Source organism: Nostoc sp. ChiVER01 (assembly GCF_034531155.1).
GTDB lineage: Bacteria > Cyanobacteriota > Cyanobacteriia > Cyanobacteriales > Nostocaceae > Nostoc.
In genome coordinates this window covers 66,853-90,897 of record NZ_JAVRBS010000013.1, presented here as the reverse complement: position 1 = coordinate 90,897, position 24,045 = coordinate 66,853, and the positions used below count along the sequence as shown (strand labels likewise).

At 40.5% G+C, this 24,045-nt stretch carries 17 protein-coding genes, 2 pseudogenes and 1 riboswitch; of the genes and pseudogenes, 17 read left to right on the top strand and 2 right to left on the bottom strand.

Annotated elements, in window-relative coordinates; translation table 11 throughout:
• Positions 1-420 precede the first annotated feature (420 nt).
• Positions 421-1,623 (bottom strand): GAF domain-containing sensor histidine kinase, encoded by a 1,203-nt coding sequence (locus RMY00_RS18300; protein WP_322648892.1) that lies wholly within the window; start codon positions 1,621-1,623, stop codon positions 421-423.
• A 1,038-nt stretch (positions 1,624-2,661) separates the two neighbouring features.
• Between RMY00_RS18300 and RMY00_RS18295 the strand changes: the two genes are divergently transcribed.
• The 14 genes from RMY00_RS18295 (at position 2,662) to RMY00_RS18230 (ending at position 19,724) form a co-directional block, all read left to right on the top strand.
• Positions 2,662-3,876 (top strand): glycosyltransferase family 4 protein, encoded by a 1,215-nt coding sequence (locus RMY00_RS18295; RefSeq protein ID WP_322648891.1) that lies wholly within the window; start codon positions 2,662-2,664, stop codon positions 3,874-3,876.
• A gap of 136 nt (positions 3,877-4,012) precedes the next feature.
• The gene (locus RMY00_RS18290; RefSeq protein WP_322648890.1) at positions 4,013-5,203 is read left to right on the top strand and encodes a glycosyltransferase family 4 protein; all 1,191 of its coding nucleotides are present in this window, start codon (positions 4,013-4,015) and stop codon (positions 5,201-5,203) included.
• 174 nt (positions 5,204-5,377) lie between these two features.
• Positions 5,378-7,576 carry a polysaccharide biosynthesis tyrosine autokinase gene (locus RMY00_RS18285; RefSeq protein WP_322648889.1) on the top strand — a complete coding sequence of 733 codons (2,199 nt, stop codon included), beginning with the start codon at positions 5,378-5,380 and terminating at the stop codon, positions 7,574-7,576.
• A complete protein-coding gene (locus RMY00_RS18280) occupies positions 7,566-9,035 on the top strand; it encodes an O-antigen ligase family protein (RefSeq protein ID WP_322648888.1) in 1,470 nt (489 codons plus the stop codon). The genes RMY00_RS18285 and RMY00_RS18280 overlap by 11 nt, the downstream gene beginning before the upstream one ends.
• Positions 9,036-9,083: 48 nt before the next feature.
• The gene (locus RMY00_RS18275) at positions 9,084-10,049 is read left to right on the top strand and encodes a glycosyltransferase family A protein (protein WP_322648887.1); all 966 of its coding nucleotides are present in this window, start codon (positions 9,084-9,086) and stop codon (positions 10,047-10,049) included.
• Positions 10,050-10,068: 19 nt separating this feature from the next.
• The gene (locus RMY00_RS18270; protein WP_322648886.1) at positions 10,069-11,505 is read left to right on the top strand and encodes a glycosyltransferase family 4 protein; all 1,437 of its coding nucleotides are present in this window, start codon (positions 10,069-10,071) and stop codon (positions 11,503-11,505) included.
• Positions 11,506-11,574: 69 nt separating this feature from the next.
• A complete protein-coding gene (locus tag RMY00_RS18265; protein WP_322648885.1) occupies positions 11,575-12,534 on the top strand; it encodes a glycosyltransferase family A protein in 960 nt (319 codons plus the stop codon).
• An 82-nt stretch (positions 12,535-12,616) separates the two neighbouring features.
• Positions 12,617-13,585: a glycosyltransferase family A protein gene (locus RMY00_RS18260; protein ID WP_322648884.1), complete on the top strand. Its 969-nt coding sequence runs from the start codon at positions 12,617-12,619 to the stop codon at positions 13,583-13,585.
• 67 nt (positions 13,586-13,652) lie between these two features.
• Positions 13,653-14,609: a glycosyltransferase family A protein gene (locus tag RMY00_RS18255; protein WP_322648883.1), complete on the top strand. Its 957-nt coding sequence runs from the start codon at positions 13,653-13,655 to the stop codon at positions 14,607-14,609.
• Positions 14,610-14,710: 101 nt separating this feature from the next.
• Positions 14,711-16,099: a glycosyltransferase family 4 protein gene (locus tag RMY00_RS18250; protein ID WP_322648882.1), complete on the top strand. Its 1,389-nt coding sequence runs from the start codon at positions 14,711-14,713 to the stop codon at positions 16,097-16,099.
• Positions 16,100-16,168: 69 nt separating this feature from the next.
• Positions 16,169-17,437, top strand: coding sequence for a lipopolysaccharide biosynthesis protein (locus RMY00_RS18245; RefSeq protein ID WP_322648881.1), 1,269 nt, complete (start codon positions 16,169-16,171; stop codon positions 17,435-17,437).
• Positions 17,438-17,674: 237 nt separating this feature from the next.
• On the top strand, positions 17,675-17,845 hold the full coding sequence (locus RMY00_RS18240; protein WP_322648880.1) for a hypothetical protein: 171 nt from the start codon (positions 17,675-17,677) through the stop codon (positions 17,843-17,845).
• Between the two features lie 132 nt (positions 17,846-17,977).
• Complete coding sequence (locus tag RMY00_RS18235; protein ID WP_322648879.1) at positions 17,978-18,922, top strand: glycosyltransferase family 2 protein; 945 nt, start codon at positions 17,978-17,980, stop codon at positions 18,920-18,922.
• A 19-nt stretch (positions 18,923-18,941) separates the two neighbouring features.
• Positions 18,942-19,724 carry a hypothetical protein gene (locus RMY00_RS18230; protein ID WP_322648878.1) on the top strand — a complete coding sequence of 261 codons (783 nt, stop codon included), beginning with the start codon at positions 18,942-18,944 and terminating at the stop codon, positions 19,722-19,724.
• A 286-nt stretch (positions 19,725-20,010) separates the two neighbouring features.
• Here RMY00_RS18230 and RMY00_RS18225 read toward each other — a convergent pair.
• A pseudogene (locus RMY00_RS18225) lies at positions 20,011-20,238 on the bottom strand (ISAzo13 family transposase); the annotation flags it as partial.
• A gap of 184 nt (positions 20,239-20,422) precedes the next feature.
• Here RMY00_RS18225 and RMY00_RS18220 point away from each other — a divergent pair.
• The 3 genes and pseudogenes from RMY00_RS18220 to RMY00_RS18210 all read left to right on the top strand — a co-directional run bounded on the left by RMY00_RS18220 (position 20,423) and on the right by RMY00_RS18210 (position 23,601).
• Positions 20,423-21,079: a hypothetical protein gene (locus RMY00_RS18220; RefSeq protein WP_322648877.1), complete on the top strand. Its 657-nt coding sequence runs from the start codon at positions 20,423-20,425 to the stop codon at positions 21,077-21,079.
• A 110-nt stretch (positions 21,080-21,189) separates the two neighbouring features.
• Positions 21,190-21,487: pseudogene (locus RMY00_RS18215) on the top strand (IS630 family transposase); the annotation flags it as partial.
• Positions 21,488-21,774: 287 nt separating this feature from the next.
• Complete coding sequence (locus RMY00_RS18210) at positions 21,775-23,601, top strand: tetratricopeptide repeat protein (RefSeq protein ID WP_322648876.1); 1,827 nt, start codon at positions 21,775-21,777, stop codon at positions 23,599-23,601.
• 343 nt (positions 23,602-23,944) lie between these two features.
• Positions 23,945-24,041, top strand: a riboswitch (TPP riboswitch).
• Positions 24,042-24,045 lie beyond the last annotated feature (4 nt).

Sequence of the window (24,045 nt, the reverse complement as noted above, 5' to 3'; positions counted from 1 at the left end):
TAAAAAAGAATGGTTTCGCCCATTTCACAAAACTATTAGTATAATTGTGCCCTCATTTTATCAAAGTTACCTTGAAAAATACCTAAATCAATCACAGTTAATCACATTGAAATTGTTAGTGTGATTGTTACAGAATCAAAAGCAAGTAATACCAATTCACAATGGGCAACTCTTGGAGACGCTAACGCAATTAAAAAATTTAGATACAGCAATGCTTTCAAGCTTTGCATCTGTATCAGATTTTTAGTGAAATGGTATAAGGCTGGAAAGACTTGCAGCACCCTACCTTTACCAATACAACAAAATAGTTGGCGACGATATTTACTGCATGTTTTTAACGCTGAATGCTTTAAGCGTAGTTTTAGTATGGTTTGAAATAATTGAATAAATACTTAACCGACAAGTAAAAGTAGGGTCGTTTTAATAAGTGACAGGTAAGGTAAACCAAAATGTAGTATCCTCGACAGTACTTTCTATGTTGATAGTGCCTTTGTGAGCCTCCACAATTTGAAAGCATAAGTAGAGACCTAGCTTATCTATATTATTCCGGCCACGTCCTTGAATAAAGCTACTAAAAAGGCTTTCGTTGTCTAAAGGAGCAATTTCCCAGGCATTGGATCGCACTGATATTTTTACTTTCTCAACTCCAAACAATGCTACCTCAAGAGTAATTTCCTGGTCTGGATTATTGACTTTTACAGCATTATCAAGTATTATCTGTATCACTCGTTGAATCTCAAGAGCATTACCATATACAATTGGCAGAGAAGAAGCAATTTTATATCTAATTGCAGACTTTTGTTTGCAAGTACAATTGCTGCGGAGAATAGTTTCGACAAAAATGGTTTTCCAGTTAATAATTTCGCACTTCAAGGTTTTAGAAACTTCGATTTTGTAGCGAGATACATTTAACAAAGCTTCGACAAACTTCAAGAGGTCTTCGTTAGCTTGGCGGCAATCTTCTAGCACATCTCTCCAAGTGTCGCTCACAGAACCAAAAGCTCCACCTAGCATTGCGTACAGAGTGCCACGAGTACCTAGCAAAGGAGTACGTAAATCGTGGGAAAGGGCAGAAATTAGGTATTCAATCTGTTTATGTTTATTATTAGTTATACGTTCTAAGTTGTATATATTACGCTTTAATTCCATTTGAGCCATGACTTGACGGCTTAACGCTTGCAATGCTTCCAGTTGTTCTGAGTTCATCTGTCGTGGTACATGGTCTATCACACAAAGTGTTCCTAAAGCATATCCTTCCGGTGTTATCAGGGGCGCACCAGCATAAAACCGAATACAAGGGTCGGAAGTTACTAATGGGTTGGTAGCGAAACGCGGATCAAGTAGTGTATCTGAAATAATCAAAGTTTCATGGGGCTGTAAAATCGCGTGGGCACAGAATGCCAGATCGCGGGAGCTTGATTCACTGTCTAATCCGACTTTTGATTTGAACCATTGACGGGATTCATCAACTAAACTGATTAAAGCTATGGGAGTACCACAGATTTGTGCCGCTAAACGGGTGAGATCATCGAAGGCAGCTTCATAAATAGTGTCTAAAATGTTATATTGGTACAAGGCTTGGAGCCTCAGGGTTTCACTTTTAGTTAATATAATTTCATTCATTTGAAGAGTCTAAAGTATGATCTACGTATAAGAGAAAGAGAAATTCTAAGATTTACTTTTGTCATCTTTATATCGGTATAAATCTGCTATTTTTAGCATATAGCGGTTTTCAGTTGAGTGAGATGAACTTAGATGTAGTATAAACTGAACATGACCTAAATATCTAAGCAATGAAAGCATACTCCCCACCTCTACCGAGGCTGTAACCTCGTAAATTGGCAGAGGTATTGCTAGATATTTATAACTAGTTTACTCATTGTTGCTACTGCCTCGCTGAATATTTAGAATCAGCTTAGAGTCTTGTAGGTAACTTTTCACTTCGATATGTCAACGACTACAGTACATCTGTTCATATTTCATACAATTGTATACCGCTATATTGGCAAATATATACTCCGTAGAAAGTAAATATTTAGAAACCAGATGTAACTAGGTGGATAGCTGAGTGGATACTTTTATTTCACCCTCCAGGATGCTATCTGCATTGATGCAATCTTGACCAATTTTTGTGGTAAATCCGCAGTTTTCAGGTTTAATAAGGTTTTATCTTGTTCACAAATCAAAAATACCCTTAAACCAATACCCGTATCTCAGTTACCTCAGTAGATGCATTCTCCGTATTTATTTATCTTTACATAGTTTGGTTTTCTCGTGCCGATTTACTAGGTATCAAACTGGAAGTGTATTTACTTGGGCGATCGCAAAACCCCATTTAGCTTAACTGCCACAATTTGTATTAGCTCCAACGATTAAGATGAATCTTAAGTATTTAGCCTTATAATTAAAGTATTATTGATACATATAAGTATAGTATCCAAGCGGATAACTTGGTGGATAACTATATATTTGCCTAGGACGGTATCTATAGATAGTATTACTATTTGAGCTTTCAGAGGATGCTATAGGAGTAAAGATACTTAACTATTTAGTAAAACGCTTAGTATCTTGAACGTAAAAATAAAAGCTTAATTAGCAAAGATTTTTACATAGTAAACAGTTACAAGAATCTTGGCGAGTTATGCTGAGATTACATAAGTCATGCATAAACCTGTTTTAACTATTTTTTACCAGTTTAATCCTTGGCACTCTACTATTGGAGGAATACAAACACTTATTAATACATTTATTAAATACGCTCCCAATGAATTTGAAGTGCGACTAGTAGGGACAGGAAGCGATCACAACCAACCAGTTGGTAAGTGGCAAGAAGCAGAATTGGCAGGTAGAGAAATTAGCTTTTTACCACTATTTACCTTGGAAAATGATAATTTTAGAAGTTTAGTACCAACCACAATCAAGTATACTGCGGCACTGCTAGGGCGTAATTTCACCTCGGACTTTATGCACTTTCATCGGCTGGAACCAAGCCTAGCTGCTCTGAATTGGCAGGGAGAGAAAACCCTGTTTATTCATAACGATATTCACTCGCAGACTAAGGCAGCAGGTGATAAAAATGCGATTTTATGGCGCCGATTTCCCGCAGCATATTTTGCTTTAGAAAGCTTGCTAGTTCGACAGTTTAGCCAGGTTTTCTCATGTAATACAGATTCGGCACAATTGTATAGACAGCGTTATCCCAGCATGGGAGATCGTGTTAAATATATCAACAATTCATTTGATAACGAGATTTTCTACCCCTTAAGTCAAGCGGAACGGGAAGCACAAAGACATGAACTAGCGAAAAGACTCGGTTTGAGCGAGGAAACACGTTTTATCCTCTTCGCTGGTCGGCTACATCCCCAAAAAGATCCAATTTTGTTAGTACGTGCGATCGCAGCTTTAAAGGAACCACATATTCACTTATTAATCGCGGGTGATGGAGAATTAGCAACAGCAGTACGTACAGAAATCGCTCAGTTGGAATTATCTAGTCGGGTGACTATGCTAGGAGCAATTCCAATAGAGGAACTAGCGAAGTTACATAGGATTAGTAATGCTTTTATCCTTAGCAGTGCCTACGAAGGTCTACCTTTAGTAGTTCTAGAAGCACTTGCCAGTGGAACACCAGTAGTTACAACTAGGTGTGGTGAAACTCCAAAATTACTAACGGCTGACAATGGAGTTGTTTGTGAGGTGCGATCGCCAGAGTGTTTAGCAAATGCTTTGCACCAAGTAATACTACATCCAGAAAACTACCCAAGTGTATCCTGTGTGCGTACAGCACAGCCTTATGCTGCGCGTACTGTTGTGAGGGATGTTTACAGCAACATGTTTACTCGCTGGGAGAAGCGAAATTTTCTAGCTATTAGTTAGTTGTAGGAATTAGCACTTAAGCCAAATACAAAGACTGATTGAAGAAAATTAATGATATTGAACTAAGCCCATAAAACAACATTAAAGATGTATTCAGTATCAAATTGTACACCTTTTTTGAGCGTAAATCTTGACTATGAAAATTGCTGTAATCGGTGCAAAAGGTCTACCTCCAAAGCAGGGTGGAATTGAGCATTATTGTGCGGAACTTTATCCCAGAATAGTTGCACAAGGCCACTCTGTAGATTTATTCGCCCGTTCCTCCTATACTCAAGGTTCTTGGCTTGAAAATTATAACTATGAGGGCGTTCGAGTTATATCTTTACCCAGTGTGGATTTTAGAGGGGTAGATGCTTTTGCCACTTCAGCACTGGGAGCGATCGCGTCTATTGCAAAAGACTATAATATTGTTCACTTCCATGCTTTAGGCCCATCTTTGTTTACTTTTTTACCTAGAATTATTAACTCTGCAAAGATTATCGTTACCTGTCATGGGTTAGACTGGCAACGTGCAAAGTGGGGCAATTTTTCTACCCGTTTAATTCAAATGGGAGAGAAGAGCGCAGTCCGTGACGCTGATAGAATAATTGCTGTATCAGAAGCATTGCAAACTTACTTTTGGAAAACATATGATAGAGAAACAGTCTACATTCCCAATGCTCCTGCCAGCTACGGTGAATCAGACCCCCATTTTTCCTACGGTAAGCAATTAGGTTTACAGCAGGGACGCTATATTTTATTTTTGGGCAGATTAGTACCAGAAAAGCGTCCTGATTTGCTCATTGATGCCTTTTCATCTCTCAAATCATCTGGATGGAAACTTGTTTTAGTTGGAGGCGTTAGTGATACTAAATCTTTTGCCTCAAACCTATTAGGAAAAGTTGCTAATAATCGAGATATTATCTTTGCCAATGAACTCCGAGGATCTCGCCTTTGGGAGATTGTCCGAGGCGCAGGGTTATTTGTTTTGCCTTCAGATTTGGAAGGACTACCTCTGTCCATGTTAGAAGCTATGCAAGAAGGTATACCAATACTAGCGAGCGACATCCCACCTCACCAGCAATTGATTAATCGGGAACGGGGAGTTCTTTTTGAAGCGGGAAATTTAGCATCGTGCATTAATTCTTTAGACTGGGCAATTCATCACCCCCAACAATTAGCAGTAATGGCTCGAAATTCACAAATGTATGTACAGATGAATTATAACTGGGGATATATTACTACTGAACATCTAAAACTGTATTCTACACTTTTGAAATTACCGGAGCCATCAAGAATTATGAGCTTGAGCAACAGTAGAGTTATTGAGTCTACCAGCAAAAACTAGGCACTGTTTGTTTAATTTCAGAAAAGAAAGGAGCAACTAGTTCATCAATAATTAAAAACTACAATTGATATATTTATACAAAACGTCATACATATCAGTTATTATGGCGGAGTGTAAAGCTTTCTCTAAGTATCCTTTAGTTATGTGCATACTAAGTCGACAAAGGCATTTGTGATGGAAAAAGGCATCTCATCCTTACTAGCAATCTCAAAGCGGCGAAGTTTACCTGCCTTAGCTACTTTTATTGCCGCGATCGGCACTTCAGTTGTCTACCTTGCGGTTACCCCACATTCGTATGAAACTTCAGCACGACTGATGCTTGATGAGAAACGGGTGAGCATTTCCGAATTAGGTCGCGACCTGACACAAGTACCTTCAGGTACAGCTGGTGGACCTAGCCCACTAGCTGACCAAGCAGAGTTTGTTAAGTCACAACCTGTTTTAGAAAAAGCAATAGTACAAGTCAAAAATGATTTACCTCAAAACCAACTCACAGTTTCAGAAATCAGCAGAGGGTTAAAGGTAAAAATTCTTCCTGCTACTAATATTCTAGAACTAACCTATGAAGGTAGAGACTCAAATTTCGCAGCTGAACTACTGAATGCTATCTCCCAGACAATGGTTGAGGAAAATGCTAAAGCTATCAGTTCAGAGGCTACCAAAGTACGCGAATTTTTACAAAAAGAAGTACCATTAGCTCGCCAAAAACTACAAAGAGCAGAAATTGCTGAAAACAGATATAGGCAAAAAAGTGGCATTATTTCTATTGATGACCAAACGAAAAGTTTGGTACTCAGTTTAGCGAATTTAGAAGATCAGGAGCGCACTTTAGTTGCCCAACTGCAAGAGGCAAAGTCTCGTGACATATCCCTGCGGCAAATTACTGATGCTAAAACCATAAATAATGCTTATGCATCTGTACGCAGTGGTCAAGATGAACAGGTCAAAAATTTACGCGCCAAGTTAGCAGATTTAGAGACACAAATCATCCAAACTCGTTTGCGCTTTACAGAAAACCATCCTACTGTCATCAAGCTGATTGAGCAACGAGATTCTATTCGCACTTTGTACACTCAAGAATTGGCTCGTGTGTCACCCCGGAATGAAACTATCTCCCCTAGTAAGATCGCATCCGATTCACTTAGTCAAGAACTCAGCTCCAAGCTGATAGTTAATGAGATTGAGCGCTTGGCAATTGAAAAAAAGCTCAAATCTGTCCAATCTCTCCAAGCTAATCTCCAGACTCGCCTTGCACAACTACCAATTAAAGAGCTACCACTGAGCGCGCTTATTAGTCAACGCCAACAGGCTGCGACCTCCCTAAATATGCTCCAAAGCAAATTAGAAGAAGCACGTATTGCTGAAGCCCAGAAGGTCAGCAATATCCGAATTATAGATAAAGCGCAACCGCCAACATCGCCTACTTCACCGAAAAAAGCAGCTGTGCTGGTGATTGCCACTTTCTTTGGGGCTATTTTAGCCATTGGGGTTGTGCTGCTGCTGGAACTGATGGATAACAGGCTACATGATGGCTCAGAAGTAGAAGAATTGCTCAAGCTACCAATGCTTGGAGTATTGCCGCCTTTGCCTGTGACGATGCTTAATCTTGAACCATCTGAACAATTCTTGGATGATGTTGCCTTGGTTGAGCCTTATCGTATGCTTTTGAAAACGTTAGAGTTTCGTAGTACTCATAAGCCAAGGGTCATTGTTGTTAGCAGCAGCGTCTCCGGAGAGGGAAAATCAGTGGTAGTTTCCCACTTAGCTGCCGTCTCAGCCATGTTATCTCGGCGAACATTAATTATTGATGCAGATTTGCATAAACCTGTGCAGCACAGGCTGTTTGATTTAGCTGCCAATTCTGGGATTACTGAGGTAATTAACGGCAATAAAACTTTATTAGAAGCCGTACAGCGAACAGATATTAAAAACCTGTCGGTATTGACTTGTGGGGAACTGCATACGCGTCCATCACAATTGCTAGAGTCAGCTGCAATCAAGTCTCTGATAGCAGAAGCTGCAACAAAATATGATTTAGTTATTATAGATACTCCCCCGACCAGCACTTTCGCTGATGCCGCTACATTGAGCCAGGAAAGTGATGGAGTCCTTATAGTTACACGTCCAAGTTTTACCATTAAGGGGGTATTACAACAGTCTGTAGCAGAATTAACAGAAAATCGCATATCTATTCTAGGAGTAGTTGTCAATGGCATAAAAAATCAGACTAGAAAGTCCAGCCCCTATCCTCGAAAAGATTCCCAAGCTAAATCCAGTCCCAAGAAGCATTTACCTTATCTGGAAACTCCTCTGAATCATTCTGTAAGAAATCAGATATCTATGTTATCAAAGGGGTTCAAAAATGGTCAGTAATCACCACAAAAACCGCTTCTCTTATCTAGCACTTTCGGTAGGAGTGTTAGGTGTTGGAATTGGTATTATTGTAGGGTTACTCGCAGGCATTCAGCCCCTTTTGCTAGCAGTCGCTTTGGTTGGAGTGGCGACGGTTATCTCATTTTTTACGAGCTTTGAGCAAACTGTATTGGGTTTGTTGATCTTGCGTAGTTCTCTCGATCCTTTCTCGGTTCAGCAAATACCAGCTGCGTTTGCCCTTGGACTAGACGCTCTGACTATACTATATGTAGTTGTGCTGTTATTAACGGGACGGACTGTACAGACTGACAAGTTTTGGTGGTTCTTTGCAGGTTGGGTAGCGCTACAAACCTTGTGGATAATACTCATGCCTTTGGGAGCGCTGGCTTTAGATGGATCATATTTGCCATACGGCATTCGTGAGTGGGTGCGACTGTTTTCATGGGTAATGGTTTATTTACTGGTGATGCAGCTTAAGGACAAGCTTCCTCCCAAAACCATTATTTCCATGCTGTTCCTTGCTCTGGTCTTGCCCATTACGGTAGCGTTGATGCAGATGTTTGTGCCTTCACTCATCCCTTCTTTCCTGTCGGGTGGTGGCGAGGAGATGGGATCACTGCCATCAGAAGGCGAATCTCGCATTAGAGGAACTCTTGGTCTTGCCAATACCTTCGGAACTTTTCTATTGCTGTTTATTGGTCTAACTTGGTGGAAGCTAAATCAGTCACAGCGGCGCTGGCCTTGGCTGCTTTTACTAGGATTACTTGCCTTTCTCTTTGTCGGAACCAAGTCCCTGTTTACCTTGGTGATGCTTGCCGTTTTTCTTCTGGTTTTGATTGCACCTAAATTAAACATTATTAACCTGTTAGGTGGGTTGCTATTGTTTACGATTGTCTTTGGGCTGTTCACCAGTTCAGATTTCGGACAAGAACGCCTTGGCTCGATTTCTCAAACACCGCTACTTAATCCAAATATGGATAGATGGCGAGCAATTCTCTTATCACAAGGAGACAACAATAGTTTTAACTGGCGAATTGCTCAATGGACTTTTCTACTACAGGCTTGGGAGAATTATCCCATCTTTGGTACGGGTATAGCGACATGTTCCTTCTTAACTGTCTTGCATAACATGGCTCATAACGATTATGTGCGAGCTTTAACAGAACAAGGGGTTGTAGGCCTTTCCCTATTCCTCATCTTTCTGGGCAGTCAGGCTATACGTCTTGTCCAATTATTCCGAAGTACCCACCGTGGAAGCGCTCAAAACGAACTGATATTGGTTATGCTTGCCATTTTGCTAGCCACTTCTGTAGGAATGATTACTGAGAATATTTGGAGTCACACAACTCTGTTTTTCTATTGGTGGACTTTATTTGCGATCGCAGGTTGGAACTGGTCTGAGGAAAAACATCCTAAAAACTCTACCTTTGTCAGTAACTCTTCTGCCTATCTTTCTTAATTTTCATGAGCTTTTAAAATAAAATGCTTAAAATTAAAAATTTTAACTATGCCAAAAGTTTCTGTTGTTATTCCTGCCTATAATTCCCTGAAGTATCTTCCTGCAACGATGGAAAGTGTGCTTAGGCAAACCTTTAATGATTTTGAAGTTATACTTGTCAACGATGGTAGCTCCGATAATACTGAGAATTGGGTTTCTCAAATAGCAGATCCGCGAGTCAAACTGATTACTCAAGAAAATCAAGGATTATCTGGAGCCAGAAATACAGGTATTGCTCATGCGAGTGGAAAGTATATTGCCTTCCTAGATGCTGATGACCTTTGGGAGCCAACAAAGCTTGAAAAACAAGTGCTTTGTCTAGAAGAAAATTCTGAAATCGGTTTGGTATATACTTGGGTGGCATTAATCGATGAAAACGGTAATTCCACAGGAAGAGTGTTCAAAAACTATGCCGAAAATGATGTTTGGCATCAGCTCATTGAACACAATATAGTTGAAAGTGGAAGTGTAGCGATGGTTCGTCGCCAATGCTTTGAAACTTGTGGCGTATTTGATCGAAATTTACGCTCATTTGTAGAAGATTGGGATATGTGGCTGAGGATAGCATCTCGTTATCCTTTTAAAGTCCTAAAAGAACCTCTAGTTTACTATCGACAACACTCAACTAGCGCCTCTAGAAATTGGGAGGCGATGGAACAAAGTTTTCGTATAGTTATCGAAAAAGCCTTTGCTTCTGCTCCACCTAAGTTGCATTACCTGAAAGGACGGAGCTATGGTTGTGCTCATCTCTGTTTAGCTTGGAAACCTCTGCAAAGTCGCAATAAAGATTATAAAAAAGCAATGGATTTTCAAAGGCAAGCTCTAGAGTACTGTCCTCAATTAGGTTTCTCAAAAGAGAATATACGTTTGAGCTTGGCGATCGCAGCATTTGAATGGTTTGGATCTGATGGTTACAGCCGAGTACTAAAGCTACTCTATGGTTTAAGACGACGCATCCAACGTTTTGCAAGATAAAGATTCTACATTATTTACTATGGAAGTTCAAACCATGCTGGACTATCAAATTACCAAGCCACAACTAGATACTCCGCAAAAACAGCCTACTATAGCTTTACTCCATTGTTATGACCTAATTGAAGATTTTTTAGACAGCATCAATATCTCCTTCGAGACTTTTTGCGATCGCTTCATTGGTAGCTGGATGTTCGGTTATATAAATGCTCTACAACGAGTGGGTGTACGGACGATTTTATTTTGTATTTCAGCTCGTGTTACCAAGCCATCACGCTTTACTCATAGGCCTACTGGTGCGATGATCTGTATATTGCCAGCTTCTAAAAGCTATCTTGCTTACCGTGCTGTTCGACGTAAAGCACTTAGCCTGTACGGTGGAAATGAAGGGCAATCATTTACAGACATTGAGAACTCCAAGAATAAACGTCGTTCCATAGTTACAAAAATTAAGGATCTAGTCAAAAGTATAGGAAATTACTTGTCTACGCCGTTGGGATTGCTTGCTCAAGAAATGCGGCGTGAAGGCTGTGACGCTCTTTTGTGTCAAGAGTATGAATATGCCCGGTTTGACGCTTGCGTGCTTTTAGGGAAGTTAATGCATCTGCCAGTATTCGCTAGTTTTCAAGGGGGCAATGAAACGCAAAGCTGGATTGAATATCCGTTGCGTCTGCTGGCGCTGAGAGGCTGTACCGGGTTAATCATTGCTCCCCAAACAGAATTACAACGAGTACGCGATCGCTATAAGATACTAACCAGCAAATTAGCCCGGATTTTTAACCCAGTAGACGTAGCTAGCTGGCGCGCTATAGATCGCAGTGCAGCACGAACTGCTGTTGGTATGCCGCTTACAGCTAAAGTTGTAGTTTGCCACGGACGCATAGAAATGCATCGCAAAGGCTTAGACATCCTGTTAGATGCTTGGGATCAGATTTGTCGTCAACGTCTTGAACAAGATTTACGGTTGTTACTGGTAGGAACTGGCCCCGACGCAGATAAACTACGCGATCGCATTACAGCCATGCAACTGCGGGGGGTGATGTGGCAAGACGAATTTGTCAACGATCGCACTCGCATTCAGCAATATTTGTCTGCTGCTGATGTGTATGTGATGTCATCGCGTCAGGAGGGTTTTCCTGTTGCCCCCATTGAAGCAATGGCGTGCGGTTTACCTGTAGTCGCGACTGATGCACCAGGTATTCCTGACATCCTTGAGCAAGGCGAAATTTCAGGTGGATTAGTTGTGCCGCGCAATGATGTTACTGCTTTAGCAAATGCGATCGGCAGAGTTCTTGACCATCCAGAGTGGGCACAAGAACTCAGTAGACGGGCGCGGTTAAGAGTAGAACAAAAGTTTGCTTGCGAAGCTGTCGGTCAAAAACTCCGTGATTTTCTACTTCTAAAAGTCGCGCCAATTGAACAGCAAACATCCCAGACCTTTGAAACTAAATCTCTCTAATAGCTTTGACAATTCTGTATTAAAATTCTACAACAACTCAAATCTAAACATTTTCCGAGGAGGTGCAATATGCCAAAAGTGACAGTAATTATTCCTGCTTACAATGCCATGACATACTTGCCAGAAACCTTGGACAGTGTATTGAAGCAAAGGTTTACCGATTTTGAAGTTTTAATTATTAATGATGGCAGTACCGATAGCATTGTTACGTGGGTATCAAAAATTACGGATTACCGAGTCAAGCTGATTTCTCAAGAAAATCAAGGCTTATCCGCAGCACGTAATACTGGCATTGTTCACGCTCAAGGTGAATACGTTGCATTTCTAGATGCTGACGATTTGTGGGAACCAACCAAGCTAGAAAAACAGGTTCATTGTTTAGACTCAAAACCTGAAGTAGGTTTGGTATATACCTGGACACTTCTAGTAGATCAACAAGGTATATCTACAGGTACAGTCACTGCTTCCCATACAGAAGGAAATATATGGGAGAAGCTATTACTTGGAGATATTATAGGCAGCGGCAGTTCAGCGATGATACGTCGGAGCTGCTTTGAAACTGTTGGTCTTTTTGATACAGAATTATCCAGTATTGAAGATTGTGATATGTGGGTTCGCATTGCAGCTATCTATCCCTTTGCAGTGATTAAAGAAGTATTGGTTTACTACCGACAACATTTTACAAATATGTCTAAAGATTACAACAAAATGATGCAAAATTCGAGATTAAAGATTGAGAAAAAATTTCAAAATGTTCCCTTTGAATTGCTATATTTACGACCGCGAGCTTATGGTCATGCATTCTTATGGTTGGCATGGAAAATTATGTTCGATGGAGGAGATCCTGAGAAAGCGAGTTATTTTTCCCAACAAGCGATTTTGTACTATCCTCAAATGAAGTACTCTGCCAAGTTCTTACGTTTACAGTTTGTGCTGATATTAGTCCGCTTGTTTGGCTCGGATAGTTATACACAGTTGAAAAATTTGACACACAAACTGCGTGGAGGAGTTTTTCAATATCACCAATAATTACTATATTGCTAACATTTACTAGCCGCTCTTTAAATCGTGCGATCGCTCAACCAGACTATACAGCAAAAGGAACCCAATAATGCCAAAAGTGACTGTGGTTATTCCTGCCTACAACGCTATGGCATACTTGCCTCAAACCTTAGCCAGTGTCCTTAAACAAACATTCTCTGATTTTGAAGTACTCATTATTAACGATGGCAGTACAGATAGCATTATACAATGGGCTTCCGAAATCACTGATTCCCGTATCAAGCTCATTTCTCAGCTAAATCAAGGAGTTTCTGTAGCTCGTAATACCGGAATTGAAAATGCTCAAGGTGAATACATTGCATTTTTAGATGCAGATGATTTGTGGGAACCAACCAAATTAGAAAAGCAAATTTGTTGCCTTGATAGTAAACCAGAAGTAGGGTTAGTTTATACTTGGACACTGCTCGTTGATGAAAATGAAAAACCCATAGGTGTTAAATATAATTCTTATCTTGAGGGAGATGTTTGGCAGCAAATTTTAGTTGGGGACATTGTATGTAGCGGTAGTTCGGCAATGGTTCGTCGAAGTTGTTTTGAAGTGGCGGGAGTGTTTGATCCTGATTTATCTTCAGCAGCAGACTTCGATATGTGGACTCGGATTGCAGCGCAATATCCCTTTGCTGTAATCAAAGAGTATTTGCTTTACTATCGCCAGTCCTCTACTAGTATGTCCAGAAATCATCTTAAGATGATGCAAGATTTGCGGATCACATTTGAAAAGCGGTTTCAATCAGTTCCCTTGGAATTGCTTTATCTCAGGAACGTTGCCTATGCTGGTATGTACCGCACGCTAGCCTGGAAAAGTGTGTATGACGGGCAGTATGAGGAGGCAAACGCTTATTGTAAACAAGCAATCCTCCACTATCCTCGCATACGCTACACCAAAATTGTTGTCCAGCTACAATTGGCAATTCTGCTAACACACTGGTTCGGTTCTAATGCCTATTTAAAGCTACAAAATCTGAGACGCAAACTGCGAGGTGATAGTAATAAATCGGAATTTTCGCTCTCCTCTTAAACCTTAACAATTAGATTTTAGATTTGCGGACTCAGCCTTTTCGACATTGATTTAACCCAGTTTAGCTATGCCACAAGTAACTGTCATTATACCTGCTTACAATGCAATGAACTATTTGCCGGAAACGGTCAGTAGTGTGCTAAAGCAAACCTTTACTAATTTTGAAGTGTTAATTATCAATGATGGCAGTACAGATTCCATAGTGACTTGGGCATCAGAAATTATTGATCAGCGAGTTCATCTGATTTCTCAGGAAAACCAGGGATTACCAGGAGCGAGAAATACAGGCATTAGGTATGCACAAGGGGAATACATTGCTTTGCTGGATGCGGATGATCTGTGGGAACCCACTAAGTTAGAAAAGCAAGTTCAATGCTTTCAAGAAAATCCAGATGTTGGCGTAGTCTATACATGGACACTCTTAATCAATGAAGATAGCAAACCGACAGGCAGAATCTTTGCGTCACAAGCACAAGGCAACGTATGGAAAGAACTTTTAGAAACGGATGTGATTTCCAATGGTAGTTCTGCCCTTGTTCGACGAGAGTGTTTTGAGAGGGTTGGCATATTTGATCGCACCCTTACTTCGGCAGAAGATTTAGATATGTGGCTGCGTATTGCTACCCACTACTGGTTTGCAGTCATAAAAGAACCCCTAACGCTTTATCGTCAATATTCCAGCAGTATGTCTAAGAACCGTCAGCGAATGTTTCAAAACCTGAGAACGGTTATTGAGAAAACATTTCAAACGGCTCCTTTGGAGATGTTGTATTTTAGAAATCGAGCGTATGCCAGTATCACGCTAAACCAGGCATGGTGGTCTGTAGATGAAGGAGATTGGGAAACGGGCAGATTTTGGCAGCAGCAAGCGCATTTGCACTATCCACAGATTCAATACTCTGAAAAATACATTCGTTTGAGTCTTGCAATTTTCCTGATTCAATTGTTTGGTTCGCATGGCTATGACGGTGTTAGGAATTGGACTCGTTCTATCTATCGAATAGTCTTGAACAGAGGCACATAACACAGCAGTACAGCCCTTCCCATAACACTTTATTTCCCTGGCTCTAAATCTACCCATTTACTATTTGCATATACCATATTTGCTAAAAATAGTCAAGCTGTATGAATAACCAAGTCGCTCAGTTAATTGATGCTAATGAGTCCCCATTAGCTCACCAACCGATGAAGGAACCAGCAGTTGCTTTCCTACTCGCTGGTGACTTAATTGAGGACTTTTTGGACAGTATCAATGTGTCTCTAGAAACTTTTTGCAGCCAGATGACAGGTGGTTGGCTATTTGGGTATTTTGAAGCACTGAAAACTGCCCACGTACGCAGTGTTTTATTCTGTATCTCAGCCCGTGTTAGCGAAGTTGTGCGTGTTAATCATCGTCCTACAGGAGCAACCATTTGTTTTCTACCAGCTCCAAAGGTTTACCAAACCTATCGCAAAATTCGTACTGTCCGCCGTCGCGCTTTAAACTTAGAAGGAGAATTTTCTGCCTCAAGTGCGCCGCAATCTCCACGCCGTCGCTTCACCTTGCTGAAAAACTCAATTAGTACACTTGGAACCTATTTATCAACACCATTAGGATTGCTGGCGCAGGAAATCCGACGCGAAGGATGTCAGGCAATCCTATGTCAAGAGTATGAGTACGGGCGCTTTGACACTTGTGTACTCTTGGGAAAATTGCTCAATATTCCTGTGTTCGCTACGTTTCAGGGACGTACCTGGGTACACCGTGGCATTAGTGACTATCTAGTTCGTCCCCTTGCTTTAAAAGCTTGTAAGGGACTCATCATTAGTAGTCAGGCAGAAATAAAGCGAGTACAAGCAGATTATGCTATGCCTAGCAGCAAGATTGCCCGTGTTTTCAGCCCCGTAGATATCTCATCCTGGGGCGATCCCGATCGCAACAAAATCCGCACTCAACTGGGTATTTCCGTAAAGACAAAAGTCGTGATTTGGCATGGGCGAGTTGAGATTGACAAAAAAGGACTGGATGTTTTACTGGCTGCATGGGAACTGATCTGTCGCAAGCGACCAAATCGAGATTTGCAGCTTTTACTAGTTGGAACAGGTAGCGATGCTGAAGAATTTCAGCAACGGATCGCGTCTATGCCGCTATCAAACATTCTTTGGCGCAATGAATATATTCAGGATCGCACTTTATTACGGCAATACCTTGCAGCCGCCGATGTTTATGTATTGTCATCCCGATGGGAAGGGTTTCCTGTTGCGCCTATTGAAGCAATGGCTTGTGGACTGCCTGTTGTTGCAGCTGATGCTCAGGGAGTCGCTGATATTTTCGAGAATGGAGAAGCGGATGGCGGATTAGTAGTTCCTAGAGAAAATCCGCAGGCATTAGCAGCAGCGCTAGGTCAAATTTTGGATAACCAAAATCTAGGTGAGGAATTGGGCAAACGGGGATATCATCGTGTCGAAGCCCATTTTTCACTCAAAGCGATCGGGCAGCAACTACGCAGCTTTCTACTCAACCATGAACAGTAATGCCACCCTTGCTTACCTTACTTTCTATATCTAATCCAAAATAGTCCAGAGGTAAAGAACATTTATATAATGATTACCAGGTTCAAAAAAGTCTTATCAGGTGTATATCTTCGCAATGTCGGCTGGATGGCTGGTGCAGAGCTAGCCAATCGCATTATCCGACTGTCAGGGACTGTAATACTGGCACGAATGTTTAGCCCACAAGACTATGGGCTGATGGCAATCATCTACACGATGTCTGACTTTGCCAATGTATTTATGCTAAGAGGTGGAATTGGAGCCAAAATTATTCAGGCAGATGAACAGGACGTAAAGGAAGTTACCAATACAGCCTACTGGCTCAATTGGATCGCCTGCGGATCGATCTGTATCATTCAGTGTTTTATCGCATGGCTCATTCCTTACTTTTCTCACGACCAACACATCACTCTACCGTTATGTGTCGTTGCTCTCACCTACTTAGGATACCCACTTTTTGTCATTCATCTGACGCTACTTGAAAGGGACAATCAATTCAAAGCCATAGCAGTCTGTAACATCGTTATCTCCTTAGTCTCGAACGTTCTCACGGCAATATTTGCCTTGCGGGGGATGGGTATTTGGGCGATCGCTTGCTCAATATTTCTAGCAACACCTGTTTGGATTATCCTTACTTGGAAGTATCACCCTTGGAGACCTCCCCACCGTTTTACTCTGGAAAAGCGGCAGGAAGTGCTTGGCTTTGGCAGCAATCTATTGCTCAACGATCTTTTGAATAGAGTCCGGGCTAACGTAGATTATCTGATTGTTGGTAAATATCTTGGGATTGAAGCTCTGGGGATGTATTACTTTGCCTTCAATGCAGGTTCAGGGATCACGCTCAACCTTCTAAACACTTTTATGTCCCCTCTATATCCCTATATTTGCGCTGCTAAAAGTAACTATTCACAGTTTAGGCAACGCTATTTTAGCAGCCTTAAAAAAATTTCCATAATTCTCGTTCCGCTTATTTTAGTACAGGCTTCTTTGTCTCCTATCTATGTACCAATTATTTTTGGAAAAAAGTGGACTCCAGCAATTCCAGTCCTAATTTTGATCTGCCTTTCCGTTGTTCCAAGAATATATGCTTGGGCATCTTCTTTATTGTTGAATGCAATCAACAAAACGCGGCTTTCTTTATACATCAATATTGCAGCGACGACTATTTTTATCATTTCTATCTTTGCTGCTGTCCAAGGTGGTATAGTTTGGGTTGCATTTGCTGTATTTTTCAACACTCTGGTTGTGTCATTCGTGTCCACGTTCTGGACACATCGATTTGCACTACGCAAAGAGCATTTCTTGAATTCAATTAATTAATGGCAGTGTAATTACATACATTAAGTTGTAAATTTATTCATTATAAATGATAGTAGAAGTGACATATTCTGAAAGCAATTTAAATGTATTTTTTGATACAAATGGGACTAGCGATAGTAACCTAGTGCATTCAACTTTGTATCTTAAAAAACTTCTACATAATGCTTTGGGAAAGCTAGAGCCATTCTTACAGTGCATTCTGTTAGACAATCTCGATATACTAATGTTGGGGACAGTATGATTTGGTGTGCCGAGCTATTCTACCTGAGCCATGTACTCAAAGCCAGTATTTCTTATGGTGCAAGTATTAAGAGCTTTTCTGAGGAAGAACTGAAGAAACAAGACAGGAATTTGCCAATTATTTTACATGGTGGAGGAAACTTTGGTGATTTATGGTCTGGATCTTAGGAGTTTCATAATTACCTTATTTCCAATGAACCGGGAATATTCTGGATGGGTACAGTAGTTCTTAATTTCTCATCATGTAGTTAGTGATAACTAATTTTACACTTTGTGTGCAATTTATTGAAAAACCAATTTATGCCAACCATATCTGTTATTATTCCTGCATATAATGCTGAACATACAATTTTAGAAACTATCAAATCCGTTCGAGAACAAACATTTGCGGATTTTGAAATAATTGTCATAAATGATGGCTCGACAGACAATACTCTCGCGCTAGTTCAGAGTCTTCAGGATCAGCGTCTCAAAGTTTTATCTTATGAAAATGGTGGCCTTTCACTGGCTCGTAATCGTGGTTTCTCTCATGCTATTGGGGAATTTATTGCATTTCTTGATGCTGATGATTTGTGGACACCAGATAAATTAGAGCTACAGCTAGCAGCCCTGAAACAGCATCCAGAGGCAGGAGTTGCTTATAGCTGGACTTATTTTATGGATGAGCAAGGAAAATCTTCAATTCCTGGTGTTTCCATATTCTTTGAGGGTGATGTCCAGCCTAATTTATTAGTTAATAACTTTCTGGCTAGCGGTTCCAACCCATTAATTCGGCGACAAGCAATAGAAGCTGTAGGAGGCTTTGATCCTGTCTGTGCAGGTTGTGCCGACTGGGATTATTGGCTGCGGTTATCAGTTTCTTGGAATTTTGTTGTAGTCCCTAAACATCAAATTTTTTATCGTCAATCTTCAAATTCAATGTCATTTACCAAAGTCAAACACATGGAGAACGATGGTCTTCTGGTCATTAAAAAAACATTTCAAACAGTTCCAGCAGAGCTTAAACATCTAAAAAAGCAAAGTTTAGCCTGGATCTATCAATATGTTACACAACAATATTTAAAGCAGGATAATAGTATTGATACGATTAATCAAGCTGGTCAAAAGCTATGGATGGCAATTTGTCTGCATCCGCAAATTTTATTACAAGATTACGCTCAAAGTCTTATTAGGTGGTTGATCAAGAAGTGGATAATAACACTGCTACAAGAGGTACGACTTGCAAAAAGTAAAATGCTACTGTAGAGTAGCAAGGAGTAGTGATATGCGTGTCAAAAAAATAGCCTTCTTGCTCTGCCTTTTTGCCGTAGTACTTGGCTGCTGTTTTGCCTACAAAGTAGATGCACGGACTCCAAAACCAATTAATTCGATCGCAACTATCATTTATGATATGCAACCACCCCATGAGGGGATGCCACACGGTGTTCCTTCATATTACAGTTGGGCAACTAAACCTCGTATAGGTAGTAACAACCCAAAACAATTCAAAGCGATGACCGCCTGGGGGCAACTATATGAAGCAGCTCAAGGTAATCCTGCAACTAATACCCGCGTTCAAATCAAAAATATCAAGGCTTATTACCTCAGTAAGTTAGATAATAAATGGCACCTCATTCAAAATTCGACAAAAGTTGAAGGGGCTGCCTATAGAGAAGATTTTTCCGGTAATGCTAGTACAGCCGCAAACATTCGTTATGAATCTGATGGTAGTGTTTCGGTTAAAGCTGGTAATGGTTACAACTACCATTTTTGGCCTTCTGGCAGAGCTGCAATTAATCCCTATGATGTGCGTGGTATGTTTACCACAGTTCAAGCACGGCTTGTAGTTGACAATCCTAAAAAACGTGATGATCGCTCTCAGGCTCGCTACTTACTAAATATGGGTGGAGATTACTGGTTAAACTTAACTGCAAGGTGGGACAATTGGAAGACAAACGAAGATTTCGGTATGGGTAAATTTAAATACGTTACAAGGAAGTGGCGGGCTTTTAATATGATGACTCTGCCACCAAACCAAATTCGTCGTAACCCACCGCCAATTGAGTAGAAGCAAGTTTATAAGCTAAATTGTTCGTTGGTGCACCACACGCTACGAATGGAACAAACAATGTCCGCCTAATTAGTTATAATTCCCGCATTTATGCAAAAACCAGGAAAACTTCTTTCCGCCTGTTCCCCTGCGGTCTTAATGATAAGTCTTTCACCGAACACGATATCACCCCTTCAAAAACAGAAAGAAAAGTCTGCACTCTGTAAATAATGTCAGTGCAATATCATAATTAATATTAATATTTTTAGATTTCAAAGATTTAAAAACTGCTAGCTAATAAAAATTAAGTACTGCCACAACAAATATCAACAAACCATTTGCCTAAATTGGGAAATTTTTCATTTTTAGAGTTAGTGAAACGCTCTATTTGATTTTCAATAGCAGACATAGCGCCCTTGGTAAGCTTGACTCCAGTTTCATAAGTTTGAGATACTAACTTAACTACAGGATGTTTACCTTTCCATGTCATGTTTTGAGCAAATTTTAAAGCTGTTTCAATTTCATCTAAAATTACTAAATTCAGGTATATAACCTTGACCAAACCAGCATTTAAACTTAAGCTTACTTTTTATGAAATTAAATTTTTGCTTATTTTCCTATGCGTATTTACTGCAATACTTACTAGCGGTTTTCCGTACAGGGTAGATTCACAGACACCCAAACCAATCAACTCTATTGAAACTATCATTTACGATATGCAACCACCTCACGAGGGCATACCACATGGGGTTCCTTTGTATTGGAATTGGGCTACCGGGCCACGTTTAGGTAGTACTGATCCAGGTACTTTTACAGCAATGACGGCATGGGGACAATTATATGAAGCAGCCGAAGGTAACCCTGCAACTAACACCCGTGTGCAGATAAAAAATATTAAAGCTTACTATCTGAGTAAAACAGATAAAAAGTGGCATATTCTGCAAAGTTCTGTGATGGTGGAAGGGGCTGCCTATAGAGAAGATTTTTCCGGTAATCTTAGTAGAGGAGCAGATATTCGTTATGAATCTGACGGAAGTATCTCTGTAAAAGCAGGTAATGGTTACAACTTCCACTTTTGGCCACTTGGTCGTGCATCTATTAATCCCATTGATGTTATGGGGATGTTTACCACAGTTCAAGCTAGACTTGTAGTAGATAATTTTAATAAGCCTGACGATCGCTCTAAGGCTCGCTACATTCTTAGTGGGGGGGGTGATTACTGGTTGAATTTAACTGCACGGTGGAATAACTGGACTACTAATAAAGACTTTGGTATTGGTAAATTCAAGTACGTTACAACCAAATGGCAGGCTTTCAATTTGATTACTCTCTCAGCAGACCAAATTCGTCGCAACCCACCACCAATTCAGTAGTGATAAGTTAAGATAAAATTAGTTTTGTCAACAGTAATTAAGCTAGTATTTAACTTAAATAATGAGCATCGTAAATCAGTTAGCAAACACCATTAGTAATAAAACCCATTTGGGATGGTGCTTCTTACCATCGTTCACATTTGGTGCAAAACTTTTTAGGTGAGATAAACCTTGGTTTGTCTCAAGAGCAGTGGAAAATTCACTGCGTCCGCTTTGCTCCTAATTGCCCATCACTCTCATCCAATTGAGGATATTTGGTTACAAGCTAAAACCTGGGTGCGGCGCTTCTGTGCTTTGATTCCTTCGTTCTCTCATCTCAAATGGATGTTCCAGTGGTTTATCCGACACACTACCTTTGATTTTGCCACTCTTCAAATGTACGGAGCTTTTTCAGAAATCAAATACTAGTCCTATATTCATGTTGATAGTAGATACGATCACACTTAGTCAAAGGTGTTATCCGCTACTACAGCAATAGCAGTATAAAAAGGCGAGTCAAACACCCATTGTTATTATTTGTAGTGCTTGCTGCTGTTTAAGTCGCCTGAAATTCGTCGCACTGATTTGGGTTAACAGAAAATCAGGAATTAAAATCTTAGCAAGAGGCACAATAGTAGCTAGAGCGATTTTTAAAACATATCGTAAAAAATCCCGTTGCCTGAAAGCTAGAGAATATCGAAATACCAAAAAATTATATGAATGCTGAAGAATTATTAAACCAAGGATTAAACCACAATTTGCAAGGAGATTATCAAAGGGCAATCGAGGCTTACACCAAAGCAATCAAGCTCAATCCTAACTATGCCGAAGCTTACCATAATCGGGGGATTATTTTAAGTAGTCAACTTAAAGATTATCGTGGTGCGATCGCAGATTTTAATCGCGCTATAGAAATCAATCCCAATTTTGCCACAGCCTATTATCACCGAGGTAATGCACGTTACTTTTTAGCTGATTATAAAGAAGCGATCGCAGACTATAACCAAGCATTACAAATCGATCCAAATCTCGCCCAATCTTACCACAGCCGGGGTAATGCTTACTTTGCCTTAGAAAAATACGACAAAGCGATCGCTGACTATATCCAAACAATTGAAACCAGTACCCAGTTAGCTGATAATATCAATATTGACATTGCTAATGCTTATCATAATCGAGGTGTAGCTTGTTTTGAAAGCGGCGATCATCAAGGAGCGATCGCTGATTTTCAGCAAGCTTTACAGTGGCATCCCAATTTTGCCGCAGCTTACAGTAATCGGGGTAATATTCACCATATCTTAGGAAATTTTCACGAAGCGATCGCTGACCACGACCGAGCATTACAATTAGATCCAAATTTGGCAGAGGCTTATCATAATCGAGGTAATGCCTACTACTCTTTAGCAGATTATCAAAGTGCGATCGCTAATTACAACCGTGCCCTAGAAATCAATCCCAAGTTTTCCGGAGCATATTACAATCGGGGTCTGGTTCTTGCTCATCTCAAAGAATATCACCGAGCAATTGAAGATTTTAACCAAGCATTAAAGTTCAATCCTGATGATGTGCAAGCCTATTCTGAACGGGGTCTGATTCGTAGTACTCTTGGGGATTATCAGGGTGCGATCGCAGATTATGACCGAGCGTTACAAGAAAATCCGACTTTAGCTTTAGTATATGGCTTTCGGGCGAATGCTCGTCGCCGACTGGGAAATTATCAAGGTGCAATTGAAGATAGTAATCGTTTATTACAACTCAATCCTAATTTAGCAGAAGGATATTGCGATCGCGCGGCGGCTCGTCGTTCTCTAGGAGATTATAAAGGAGCAATTAAAGATTACGATCGGGCATTGCAATTAAATGATAACTTAGCCGCAGCTTATTACGGTCGGGGGATTGCCCGTGAAGCCCTGCAAGATTTACAGGGAGCAATTGATGATAACACCCAAGCAATAGAGTTAGTTCCGGAATTTTCTCAAGCGTACTGCAATCGAGGAAATGCTCGTCGTCTTTTGGGAGATGAACAAGGAGCGATCGCAGATTATAATCAAGCATTAGAAATTAATCCCGATTTAGTTGAAGCATATTACAACCGAGGTTCTACCAATTATGCTTTAGAAGAATATGAAAATGCGATCGCAGATTACACCCAAGCATTACAAATAAATCCCCAATCTGCTGCATTTTACAGCGATCGCGCTAATGCTTACTATGCCCTAGAAGATTATCAAGAGGCAATAGAAGATTATAGTCGAGCGATCGCCATCGACCCTAGCTTTGCTGAAGACTGGTACAATCGGGGTCGTAGCCGTTCTTTGCTGGGAGACTTACAAGGGGCGCTTGCAGACTTAAACCAAGCCTTGCTACGTCAGCCTAATTGGGCTTCAGCTTACATTCTTAGAGCAGATGTCTACCGCAATCTGGGAGACTATCAACGAGCAATTACAGATTTCCAGAAATCAGCAGACTTGTATTATCAAGAAGGAAATATCCAGTATTACCAACAAATTATTGAGTTAATTGAACAACTTCGTAATTCGTAATTTTTGTGTTAAATTCCCCTTCTCTGGCAGATGCAGTGTATAGCTTGCTTTCCTAAAAGGGTAAGTCTATAACGCAATACGCTTGGGTTAGCGCCAAAAACCTTTCAGGACTTACGCAAAAACTCTCTGAAACTCTTATTCCTTTGTGTTCTTTGCGTCCTACCCTACGGGAAGCCGCTCCGCGTCTATGTGGTTCGTTTTTTCTTAATTTTGAATAAGTCTTGTCCTTAACCCAAGCGTATTGGTCTGTAACATTAATACAGTTCAGTTAAAGCTAGACTCCGAAAAAACAACATAATTTGTTAACACCCTTGCCCCCAGATATAACGAAGGTGGTACACTACATCCATGCTAGGGGTGCCTACATAACCAGGCTGAGATCACACCCTTAACACCTGAGTCTGGGTAATACCAGCGGAGGGAAGCTGTTTATTGAGGAATGAC